8 protein-coding genes are annotated in these 11399 nt (G+C 70.8%); 5 read left to right on the top strand and 3 right to left on the bottom strand.

What is annotated here, in order from left to right:
* Window positions 1–80: 80 nt before the first annotated feature.
* On the bottom strand, window positions 81–2711 hold the full coding sequence (locus ACEN9V_RS08870) for a glycoside hydrolase family 2 protein (protein WP_413602937.1): 2631 nt from the start codon (window positions 2709–2711) through the stop codon (window positions 81–83).
* A 229-nt stretch (window positions 2712–2940) separates the two neighbouring features.
* Here ACEN9V_RS08870 and ACEN9V_RS08875 point away from each other — a divergent pair, with 229 nt between their 5' ends.
* The 3 genes from ACEN9V_RS08875 (at window position 2941) to ACEN9V_RS08885 (ending at window position 5184) form a co-directional block, all read left to right on the top strand.
* Window positions 2941–3360 carry a pilus assembly protein CpaE gene (locus ACEN9V_RS08875; RefSeq protein WP_402728024.1) on the top strand — a complete coding sequence of 140 codons (420 nt, stop codon included), beginning with the start codon at window positions 2941–2943 and terminating at the stop codon, window positions 3358–3360.
* A gap of 55 nt (window positions 3361–3415) precedes the next feature.
* Window positions 3416–4246: an aldo/keto reductase gene (locus ACEN9V_RS08880; RefSeq protein ID WP_413602938.1), complete on the top strand. Its 831-nt coding sequence runs from the start codon at window positions 3416–3418 to the stop codon at window positions 4244–4246.
* A 299-nt stretch (window positions 4247–4545) separates the two neighbouring features.
* Window positions 4546–5184, top strand: a complete 639-nt coding sequence (locus tag ACEN9V_RS08885) for a hypothetical protein (RefSeq protein ID WP_413602939.1) — start codon at window positions 4546–4548, stop codon at window positions 5182–5184.
* Window positions 5185–5226: 42 nt separating this feature from the next.
* Here the strand turns inward: ACEN9V_RS08885 and ACEN9V_RS08890 are convergent, their stop codons facing one another.
* Both ACEN9V_RS08890 and ACEN9V_RS08895 read right to left on the bottom strand, forming a co-directional pair.
* A complete protein-coding gene (locus tag ACEN9V_RS08890) occupies window positions 5227–6375 on the bottom strand; it encodes a class I SAM-dependent methyltransferase (protein ID WP_413602940.1) in 1149 nt (382 codons plus the stop codon).
* 44 nt (window positions 6376–6419) lie between these two features.
* On the bottom strand, window positions 6420–7766 hold the full coding sequence (locus ACEN9V_RS08895; RefSeq protein ID WP_413602941.1) for a right-handed parallel beta-helix repeat-containing protein: 1347 nt from the start codon (window positions 7764–7766) through the stop codon (window positions 6420–6422).
* A gap of 228 nt (window positions 7767–7994) precedes the next feature.
* Between ACEN9V_RS08895 and ACEN9V_RS08900 the strand changes: the two genes are divergently transcribed.
* A complete protein-coding gene (locus ACEN9V_RS08900) occupies window positions 7995–9860 on the top strand; it encodes a hypothetical protein (protein ID WP_413602942.1) in 1866 nt (621 codons plus the stop codon).
* An 85-nt stretch (window positions 9861–9945) separates the two neighbouring features.
* Window positions 9946–11382 (top strand): hypothetical protein, encoded by a 1437-nt coding sequence (locus tag ACEN9V_RS08905; RefSeq protein WP_413602943.1) that lies wholly within the window; start codon window positions 9946–9948, stop codon window positions 11380–11382.
* Window positions 11383–11399 lie beyond the last annotated feature (17 nt).

Raw genomic sequence — 11399 nt, forward strand, 5'->3', positions numbered from 1 at the left:
CGCACGGGCCGGGAAGCCCAGGTCGAGCGCCCGAACGAACACCTCCCGCACAGGATCGACACCATCAGCGCGCCAGGAGGTCAGTCCGCCAGCACGCGGTCGAGCGACCACAGCACGGCGGTCCCGGTCAGTCTCGGGATGTCCGCCTCGGTCACGCCGTGCAGGCGGTATGCGACCCGCTCACCCGGCAGCAGGGTCATGAACCCGCGGTCGACGGTGCCACCCGGCTGCACCCGGTCGGGCTGGAGGAGCAGGTCACGCACGAGCGACTCGGCCTCGACGACCAGGTCGAGCCCGTCGCCGTCCGCCGCGGGGGTGAACGCCGCGCGGTAGTGCGCCGGTTCCCACCGCATGTCCTTGTCCGGCGCCGGAGTCCACACCGCGCGACGCCAGTCCATGTCGGCCACGACGAGCTCACCGGTCGGGTCGCCCACCACCCCGACCGCGTCAGGCAGGGTCACGACCGCGACACCGGCCGCGTCGAGGTGCACGGGCAACGTCTCCTCGGCGAGGACACGGCCGGCGAGGTCGACGCGCCGGACGCGGACCACGCTGTCGAGACCGCGGCGGGTCGACCGGACGGCAACCTCGATCGGCGAGGAGCCGGCGGGTGCTGAACCGGCCACGTCCGCGACCGGCAGCGACGCGGTCGGGTGATCCGAGCCTCCAGTCCGGTCCGGGGCAGGAACCGTCCGGACCGACGAGACGGGCCGGATCGCCACCAGGACGTCGTCGTACAGCCGACGCAGCTCGTGCGCCAGCGGCTTCAGCCGCCCTGCCGAGTCGATCGCCGACCAGGACGACACGGGCCACAGGTCGTTCAGCTGCCAGACGATGACCCCGGTGTTGCGGGGCCAGTGCGTGCGCCAGTGCTCGACGCCGGTCGCGATGGCGCGCGCCTGCTGGAGCTGCGTCAGGTAGTGCCACCGGTCGAAGTCGGACGGCACGAGACCGAACCGGGGCGCGAGCCCGTCCGCGAGCTTCTGCATGCCGGATGCAGCCTTCTGGTGGTGCACGACACCGGGCGAGGACGGCGTCATCGGCTCGTCCGAGACCGCGTCGCGCATGGTGCGCCACGCGGGCGGTGCCTGCCAGCCGAACTCCGACACGAACCGGGGGACCGAGTCTCGGTAGTGGTCGTCGGAGAGGCGGTTCCAGACGTCCCACGAGTGGTGCGTCTCGTGGTCGACGTCGTTCGCGAAGAGCGACTCGGAGCCGGACCACGGCGACGCGACCGTGTAGAACCGCGACGGGTCGACCGCATCGACGATCGTCGGCAGCAGGTCGAGGTAGTAGTCGAGGCCCCAGCCGCGCTCCCCGAGCGCCCGGTCCCAGCCGTCGACGTCGTGCAGCCAGATGTTCTCGTTGTTGCCGTTCCAGAGCACGAGCGAGGGGTGCCGGGAGAGCCGGGCGACGTTGTCGCGGGCCTCGGCGATGACCTCACTGCGGAGCGGCTCGTCCTCGGGGTAGGCCGAGCAGGCGAACGGGAAGTCCTGCCAGACGAGCAGGCCGAGCTCGTCGCAGACCTCGTAGAAGTCGTGCGACTCGTACACGCCACCGCCCCAGACGCGGACCATGTTCACGTTCAGGTCGGCCGCTGCGCGCAGGCGCGATTCGTACCGCGGACGGTCGACCCGCGACACGATGACGTCGTCGGGGATCCAGTTCACACCGCGGACGTCGATGCGCGTGCCGTTGACGTACACGTCGAACGGACGACCGATGTCGTCCACCGCGGTGTCGATCCGCGTCGACCGGAACCCGGTGCGGAACCCCTGGCGGTCGAGGACCTCGCCGTCGACGGTCTGCAGCTCGACGACGACGTCGTAGAGCGGCTGCTCGCCGTACCCGCGCGGCCACCACCGCTGCACCTCGGGGACCCGGACGGTGACGACGGTCTCGTCCTGCTTCGGGGTGACCTGCGCGCGAGACCGCTGCCGGGTCTTCGCGCCGTCCTCGGTCTCGCCGGAAACCGTGACGACGAGCACGAGGTCGTCGTCCTCGCCGTCCTGGTCGAGGTCGTTCAGTCCGGACCGCTCGAACGCGATGTGTGCGTCGAGGACGCCTTCGCCCGCCTCGATGTCGACGAGCGGCCGGACGTCGCGGAGCCTCGCGGTCGACCAGCGCTCGATCGCGATGGGACGCCAGGGGCCGCTGGTCACCGCGGTGAGCCCCCAGTCCCAGCCGAAGTTCGACGCCATCTTGCGGACGTACGGGAAGGGCTCGTCGTACGGCCCGGGCATCGCGCCGGCGCGGGCTGCGACGCGGCCGGCTTCGCGGTAGGGCGACTCGAACAGGATCTCCAGGTCGCGCTCGGTCCTGGCGTTGCTGCCGTCCGTGGTGTCGCGGAGGTCGAAGCGGTAGCGGCGGTGCATGTTCCGGGTGGCACCGATCTGCACGCCGTCCAGCGTCAGCTCGGCGACGGTGTCGAGGCCGTCGCAGACCAGGTCGACGCGCTCGTGACCACGGGGGTCGACGTCGAGCGTGCGCGAGTACGTCCAGTCGGCGCGCCCGACCCACTTCGCCGCGTCCTCGTTGCGGTCGAGCGTCGGGTCGGCGAGCAGGCCCTCGCGCTCGAGGTCCGTGTGCACCTGACCGGGGACCGTGGCGGGGATGCCGGCGATGGCACCGGCCGGCGCGGTCGCCGGAGCGGTCTCGTCGACCATGGCGACGGTCCAGGCGTCGCGGAGTTCCTCGCGTTCGAGCGTCATGCGGATCCTTCTCTGGGCGGGCCGATCCGTGGCCCACCGCGGTCGGGGCCCGGCCGGCGGACCGTCCCGTGGCCGGTTCAACCGCCTGGAGGCACGGCACCGGTCGTCCGGGCGTCGTCGCGTCGCGCGCGTGGAACAGTCGGGTGGCCCACGCACGAGGGTGCTCCGCGATGCTAGTACGGGTTGCTTTCGGGAACATCCGTACGGGCTGCCGTGGCAGGTTGGGGAGGTGATCACCGTCGAACTCGCCAAGGACCTCCGCGCAGCCGGGCTCCGCTGGAACCCCGAGACCGGGGACCGGTTCGTCATCGACAAGCCCGGGGTCGACGACGACGTGTACACCGTGTCCGAGATGACCGTCGAGCGGCACGACCACCCGTCGGGCACCATCCTCGGGTTCAACGGGACGACCGAGTGGGCGCTCGACTCGGTGACGGCAGCCGAGTCGCTGTGGTTGCCGCGCGAGGACCAGTTGCGCGAGCTGCTCGGACCGTCGTTCGTCGGGCTCACCCGGGTCGCCGCCGGGGAGCGTGTGGTGCACACGGTGACAGTGGTGCTCCGGGGCGAGGACCGGTCGTTCGCTGCTGCGGACCCGGCGATCGCGTACGGGCAGGCGTTGGTGGCGTACATCACGGCCGCGCTGGAGTGAGCGTGCCTGAACGAATCCGGAATGGGGTTCGGGTGTTCCCTGGTTGTCTGGGAGCATGACCGTTCCGAACATCACACTCAACGACGGCAAGACCATCCCGCAGCTCGGCTTCGGTGTGTTCCAGATCGACCCCTCCTCGACGAAGGACGCGACCCTGACGGCGCTCGAGGTCGGCTACCGCCACATCGACACCGCCGAGATGTACGGCAACGAGAAAGAGGTCGGCGAGGCGATCGCCGAGTCCGGCATCCCCCGCGAGGAGATCTTCGTCACGTCGAAGCTCAACAACGGCTTCCACGACCCCGCGCTCGCGCTGGAGAACGGCAAGAAGTCGGCCGACCTGCTCGGCGGCTACACCGACCTGTTCCTGATCCACTGGCCGCTCGCGACCGTCAGCGACTTCGTGCCGACGTGGAAGACGTTCGAGGAGCTCTACGCCGCCGGGACCTCGCGCTCGATCGGTGTCTCGAACTTCGAGGCGCACCACCTCCGCAAGCTCGTCGCCGAGACGACGATCACCCCGGCCGTGAACCAGATCGAGGTGCACCCGTACCTGGCGCAGGAGTCGCTGCGCGCGGTCAACCGCGAACTCGGCATCGCGACGGAGGCATGGTCCCCGATCGCCCAGGGCCTGGTGCTCGACGACTCGACGATCGTCCGGATCGCGGAGTCGGTCGGCAAGAGCCCCGCGCAGGTCGTGCTCCGCTGGCACATCCAGCGCGGCGACATCGTCTTCCCGAAGTCGGTCACCCGTGCCCGCGTCGAGGAGAACTTCGCGATCTTCGACTTCGAGCTGTCCGACGAGGACATGACCGACATCACGACGCTCGACAAGGGTCACCGTACGGGGCCGGACCCCGACACGTTCGCCTACATCCCGGAGTAGGCGGGGGCCGGGCTCGGTCCGGTGAGCCGGCTCAGGCCTGTGGGCGGGCTCGGTCCTGTTGGCGGGATCGGTCCGGGAGGCCGGCTCGGCAGGTGCTCGTCCGGACGACAAGTGCGCATGCGTCCGCATGCGCACTTATCGTTTCCCCGCGCTCACGACCGGGCGCGGCACCTCGTACGGGTCCGCGCCGTCCTCCCCCGGCTGCCCGGCGACGCGGTGTTCGCCCACGAGTCCGCCCTGCTCCTGCACGGCATCCGGCTGCTCGGTCCCGCGCCGGTCCGCGTCATGGTCGCCGAACCGTGTCGCACGCGCATCGACCGGCGGTCCCCGCTCGTCGAGTCGCGCCCGATGCCACCCGGCGCGCTCGAGACCGTCCGCCTCGGCCCAGAGGACGTCCCGGTGCTCGGCCTGGCGGGCGCGGCGGCCGCCACGGCACGGTCCATGCCGTTCCGGGACGCGGTCGTCGTGCTCGACCAGGTGCTCCGCCGCGGGGTCCCCGCGAGGAGATCACCGCGGCCCTGGCACCAGGGTCCCGACGCGGCGCGGCTCTGGCGCACGCCGCGCTCGACTTCGCCGATCACCGGTCGGACTCGGTCGGCGAGTCGCTCGCCCGGGTCGTCCTCCACGAGACCGGAGCCCCGCGGCCGCTGCTCCAGCACGAATTCCGCTCCCCCGACGGTCTCCGCGCCCTCGTCGACTTCTGGTTCCCGGACCAGGGCGTCGTCGTCGAGTACGACGGCGCCGTGAAGTACCGCGATGCACGGACGCGCGACGGCCGCACCCCGGAGCAGGTCGTCATCGCCGAGAAGACCCACGAGGACTGGATCCGCGCGCTCCCCGAGGTGAGAGCCCTGCGTCGGCTGACCTCGCACGACCTGCGCTCGGTGCCGTTCGTGGCTGCGACCCTCCGCGCCGTCGGTGTCCCGACGACCCACTGACGCGCCCGCGAGTCGACCGCGGCCTGCTGGCGAGCCGGCTCGTCAGGCCCGACGGGACGCCGTGACGGTGAACTTGTCCGTGCGGACGACCTGACGGGTCGGTCCGACGACCTTTTCCAGCACCGGCCGGTACCGCAGGTGCGAGTTCCAGACGCACCACAGTTCACCGCCGGACTGGAGGATCGTGGCCGCGTTCCGGAACATCGCCTCGGCCGCGTCCGTGCTCACGGTGGTGTCCGCGTGGAACGGCGGGTTGCACAGAACCAGCTGGGCGGACCCCTCGTCGAGTTCGTCGCCGGCGTCGCTCCGGACGGTGGTGACGCGATCGCCGACGCCGTTGCGGTCTGCGGTCGCGCGGGTGCTCGCGACCGCCACGTTCGAGACGTCGGTCGCGACGACGCGGATCCCCGGCCGTCGCCGGGCGATCGCCGTCGCGATGACGCCGTTCCCACAGCCGAGGTCGACGGCGACCCTGGCGGTCGGCACGGCGTCGTCCATCGCGTCGAGGAGCACCCGGGTGCCCATGTCCAGGGAGGAACCGGCGAAGACCCCGCCGTGCGCGGCGATGGACATCCCGAGTTCGTCGTTGTGCACCACGCGGGGCCAGGGCGCCGTGATGGCGGCACGGTTCGCAGCGGCGGTCAGGGGGTCCTGCGCGACGAGCAGCCGCGACTTCGCACGCCCGCGGGACGCCACGACCTCGCCGAAGGACCGCCGGAGGACGTCGTTCTGCGACAGGGTCATGAACTTCGTCCGGCCGCCGCAGAGCAGGACGACGTCCGGTGCGGCGAAGCGTGCGACGGCCCTGGCGATCTCGTCGAGGCGGTCCAGGGACTTCGTCAGGCGGAGCAGCACGAGCCGGGCGTCCCGGAACGCGTCCTCGAGAGAGTCCGGGTGGTGGAAACCCCGGTGCCCGAACGTGCCGGCGTTCGCCTGCAGGGCACGCTGCGACACGAGCGAGTCCTGCACGACGCGGACGTTCGTGGCCCCGTGGACCGCGATCACGCCGATCGTGAGGACGCCGCGCTGGTCGTCCACGATCGCGACCGCTCCGGGCTGCCGCAGCGCGTCGCCGTGCACGTGCGGCGCCTCGTCGAGGATGAAGCGGTCGGTGCCGTCGATCGCGAGCAGGTCGGGCCCGTCGTCGTCGGGCGTCCGTCGGAAGAGGTCGGCGAAGTCGAACGCGGGCACCGGTGCAGCGTAGTCGGTCGGGCTCCCGACCGGCGCGGAGTCGGTCATCGTGTGATGTGGGCACCCCCGTCCGACTCGTGGACGGTCGCCCCGTCGAACGCGTTCCCCTCGACCACGAAGCGGTTGGTCCGATCGCCGAACCGCAACCCGACGCGCACCCGTGGTTTCGTCCGGTCCACCCGGTTGCCCGTGATCCTGCCGTCGTTCGCGGCGGGCCGGACGTCGATGGCGACCGCGTCGCCGGAGACGCCGGTGATCCGGTTCCCGCGAACCGTGAGGCCGGCGTTCGAGTGCTCGACCGCGATCGCGTCATCGACGCTCGACACGATGGTGTTGTCCGCGACGGTGAGCCCGCGCGTCAGCTTCACCAGGATCCCGCCGGCATCGGTCCCGCCGGCGCCGGTGACGGTGTTGCCCGTGACGGACCCCGTTGCCCGCGGTGCAGTCGACCCGACCGTGGTGCCTGCTCCACTGATGACGATCCCCGATCCGGCGGCGAGGGCATCGGTCCGGGTGACGCGGTTGCCGGCGATCACGAGGCCGGTCGGTGCGACGTCCGTGGTGCCTCGGTCGGTCGCCGACTTGCTCGGGACCGCCGCGATCCCGACCCGGCATCCGCTGACGACGTTGTCCCGGATCTCGATCCGGTCACCCGCGTGGGTGTCGATGCCCTCCCACGCCGGGACGCCGCTGACGCGGTTGCGCAGGACCCGGACACCCGACGACCGCCGGGTGACCGCGGTGCCGGCCGTCGCGTCCCTGGTCACCGTGATGCCGTAGGAGTTCACCTCGTCCGCACGCTGCCGGACGTCCGAGACCACACTGTCCTGCACCACGGAGTCCGTCACACCGAGCAGGAGCACCCCCGCGTACCCCACCCTGGCGACGGACACGCGCTCGACGACGACGCGGTCCGCGTACTCCACGTGGACGCCGTCGCGCGGGACGTCGCGCAGGTGACCGCCCGAGATCCGGACGTCGGACAGGGGCGTCGATCGCTTGCCGCGCACGGTGATCGCGTTCGACCGGCCGCCGCTGGGAGCTCCGACCCCGGTGATCTCCGGTGCGACGATCCGGACGTCGGACGCACGCACGACGACGGCGTCCTGGTCCGCGGTCATCCGGATCGCCCCCGCGCCGGTGAACCGGATCGTGACGGCGCGCACGACCGTCAGCGACGTCGATCGCTCGACCGGCTCGCTGATGGTCAGCGTCCCGCCGACCGGCAGCGCGTCGAGCGAGGCCTGCAGCGCATCCGGAGCACCTGTCTCCCCGTCTGCACTCCCACCGCGGCCCCACGTCGCGACCGCCACGGCAGCGACGACACCGACGACACCGGCGGCGCCGCCGATGACGACGGAACGACGGGTCGGGGAGCGTCGTGCATCCATCGCGATCCTCTCTTCTCGGATATCAGATTACTCGCGCACTCGACCCGGGGAAAGGCATACGCAAATGGTCGATATCGCGGGAATAAATGCATTTGTGAATGTTGCATTTCGGACCCACAAGGCGTTCCATATCTGATATCTTCCGTTTCACTCCTCAACTCGACAGAAAGGGCAGCAATGCCGAAGTCGCAATGCACGGGCCGGACGAAACGGACCCTCGGTGCGAGCGTGCTCGTACTCACCACGGTGACCGCGAGCCTCACCAGCACCAACGCCTGGGCAGCATCGACCCTCGACGACGCCCAGGTCGTCGGCCCGCTCGTGACCGAGACGTCGTCGTTCGAAGGGGCGCTCGCCTTCAGTGCACCGTCAGCGGGACGCGCCGGTCAGCCGGTCCCCGCGAACCGTGCCGCGACCCTGGCCCAGGCGCGGGCTGCCGCAGCCAGCTGGTTCGTCCCGGCGGCCGGATCGACGTCGACCGTCCGCCCCCAGTCCGATCCCGGACTCTGCCTGACCGCCGAGAGCCGGTCCGTCACCAACTCGTCCCCGGTCACGCTCGAGGACTGTGTCGCCGGCGACCCAGCACAGCTCTTCACACAGGCGGCCAACACGGGATCGAACAACCCGATCGGCACCGGCATCAAGTCGACGTACAACGACGGCTACCTCGGGCTGTTCAACAAGGACGACGTGATGCGACTCCAGTCCCGGACGGTGGCCGACCGCATCCCGACGATCGACGAGTTCGTGGCCGGGTTCACCGCCCGCGTCGACGGCATCGATGTCCTCACGCGGACGGCGCGCATCTCGGGAACGGGCGCCGCCGGTGCGAGGATCCTGGTGAACGGCGGTGCGCCGGTGTGGGTCGACCAGAACGGCCGCTGGTCGACCTCCGTCGGATCACTGGCCTTCGGTCCCAACGAGATCGGACTCGAGCAGTACGAGGGCGTCACGAAGACGGGCGAGGCAACGCTCACCGCGGAGCTGACGGCCGATGCCCTGACCTTCGACACCACCTTCCCCGCCGACGTCGACGCCGCCGTCCGCGCGTCCGGGACGGCGCATCCGGGCGCACGCGTGTCGCTCTTCCGTCCAGACGGTCAGCAGATCGGCGCGTCGGTCATCGCCGACGCCGTGACGGGCGCCTGGGCGACGACGATCCCGGCTCCGGACGCAGGCGGCCGGTACGCGGTGACGGCCGCACAGTTCCTCGACGGGCTCCGCGACACCGTGCACGACGTGACCAGGTCCGTGGACTACGGCTCTCCGGTGAGCATCACCACTCCGGAGGACGGCGCGACACACACCGGCGGAGCGCTCCACATGGAGGGCAGGGGCGAACCGGGCTCCCGGATCGAGGTCCACGACGTCACCGATGGTGACGCGGTCATCGGGCGGAGCCAGGACGGCGTCCTTCCGAACGAACGCTGGACCGTGGACACCACGACGCTCGACCGTTCCGAGCACGTCCTCCGGGTCGTGCAGCACTCCAGGGGCGCGAACACCACGGTCGCCGAGGTGACGGTGAACCCGGGCTCGACGAGCAAGCTCGCGCCGATCACCCTCGACCGGCCGGACACCGTGACGCCTGGCGTGACGAACACCTTCTCCGGTCGGGGCGAGCCGGACGCCTCGTACGAGGTCCTGAACGTGTCCGACACGCCGCTGGTGCCGGGCACGCTGACCATCGACCCGGACGGCAACTGGACGTTCGACCGGGTCATCTCGTCCGGCGCGACCGAGTTCCGGTTCAAGATCCGGCAGAGCAAGGGCGACGTCACGGAGACCTCCGAGTTGTTCGTGCTCCGCGCGAACCAGGGCTTCGACCCGGTCACGCTCGACACGCGGTCGGTGCAGCCCGGAGAGGTGAACACCTTCACCGGCAGCGGACCGAAGGGCGCGGCGTTCGAGGTGCTCAACGCCTCCGGCAACGCGATCGTGCCGGGACGCCACGAGATCGGTGGGGACGGCACGTGGTCGTTCGACCGGATGGTGTCGGCCGGGCAGCTCGACTTCAAGTTCAAGCTCCGCATCACCATCGACGGGGCGACCTACACCACGTCGCTCTTCACCGTGTCGGCGAACACCCGCTGACCCGGACTGACCGGCGGGGCCGTCGAACCCACAGCGACGGCCCCGCCCACCGCCTGCCATCCGATCCCCATCGAGGAGGAACCACATGACCAAGCACCGCCGTCGGAGCATCGCCGCCGCCACGACCGCCGCGCTGCTCGCCGTCGGCACGCTCACCGCGGGGGCGTCCACGACAGCGACACCAGATGCGGTCTCCCGCATCGGCCAGGAAGCACCCATCACGCCGAACACGACGGTGAGCGCGCCGCGGGACGTCCGCGTGGATGCCGAGGAGAACGGCATGTACATCTTCGCGACGCCGGTCTGCAACTTGGCCAAGTCGTGCAGTTCCTGGGTCAAGATCCCGAGCGTCGGCATCGAGCGCAAAGAGGTCGACACCAGGTACGGCATCCTCGTGCCCTGGCCGTCGTCCTGGCGCGAAGGCGAGACGATCTCGTCCGGGTACGTGCACTCCTACGCGCGCGACATCTTCGGCATCGGCTGGTACAGCAAGACGACCACGTCGCTCGGCGCGATCACGCGTCCGTACGCGGTCCGCCCGATCACCGCGCGGGTGACGGGACAGGACGACTCCGCGCGCTCGGCGTCGATCACCGGGACTGCGACGCCGAACGCGTCCATCCGCCGGAACAACACCGTCGTGGCGACCGCGAACGCGAGCGGCACCTGGAGCGCCGTCATCGGCGGGCTCAGCACCGGCAAGAACACACTGACGTTCCAGCAGTACGTCGACAACGCCTACCGGAACCAGACCTCCGTCGACGTGACCTTCGCACCGAAGCAGCTGCTCACGGGAATCACCGGGACGACGACGACGCTGCCGGCCGGATCGACCACCACGGTGTTCGGACACCTCCGTGCCACCGCGGAGTTCGCGACCCCGGGATCGGACGCCAGGGTCACGTTCACCGCGCCGGACGGCACCACCTTCCCGCGAACGCTCACGACGGTCCGCGGCCAGCAGCGTCCGGCATCGGGTGGCGACTGGACGGACTTCCCCGCGGACAACCTCGTCGACGGTTCGGTCTCGGCCGACGGTCGATCGGTCACCTTCCGGTGGGCGCCGGGCAACGCCGGGTGGAAGCTCACCGCGGGGCAAGAGGTCCGGTTCGGTGTCCCGGTGCAGAACCCGGGGAACGCCGCCGACACCGGCGAGCTGCGGATGTCCGTCACCGGCTCCGCTCCGCAGGGCTCGCTCGCAGCATCGGCGACGACGCCCGTGCGGATCGAGGCAGGCACCCTCTCGCCGGTCACCCGGACCGGTCCGGACACGGTGGCTCCCGGGACGACGAACACCTTCACCGGGACCGCGACCCCCGGAGCCACGTACCAGGTCGTGGACGCCGCGGGCGAGGTCATCGTTCCCGGTGGCCCGTTCGACGTCGACGCTCGCGGCGACTGGTCGTTCACCGCCGAGGTCCCCGTCGGAGCCACGGAGTACGCGTTCGCGATCCGGCAGACAGCGTTCGGCCAGACCGAGACGTCGCAGCTCTTCCGGGTGCCCGCCGACACCCGGAACTGAGACGGCGGCCGGGCGAG

It is taken from the genome of Curtobacterium sp. Curtsp57, assembly GCF_047324335.1.
Lineage (GTDB): Bacteria > Actinomycetota > Actinomycetes > Actinomycetales > Microbacteriaceae > Curtobacterium.

Excerpts from the sequence above, each read along its gene's own strand:
- ACEN9V_RS08905 (WP_413602943.1), top strand. The coding sequence starts at position 9,946 with ATGACCAAGCACCGCCGTCGGAGCATCGCCGCCGCCACGACCGCCGCG.
- ACEN9V_RS08870 (WP_413602937.1), bottom strand. The coding sequence starts at position 2,711 with ATGACGCTCGAACGCGAGGAACTCCGCGACGCCTGGACCGTCGCCATG.
- ACEN9V_RS08880 (WP_413602938.1), top strand. The coding sequence starts at position 3,416 with ATGACCGTTCCGAACATCACACTCAACGACGGCAAGACCATCCCGCAG.
- ACEN9V_RS08895 (WP_413602941.1), bottom strand. The coding sequence starts at position 7,766 with ATGGATGCACGACGCTCCCCGACCCGTCGTTCCGTCGTCATCGGCGGC.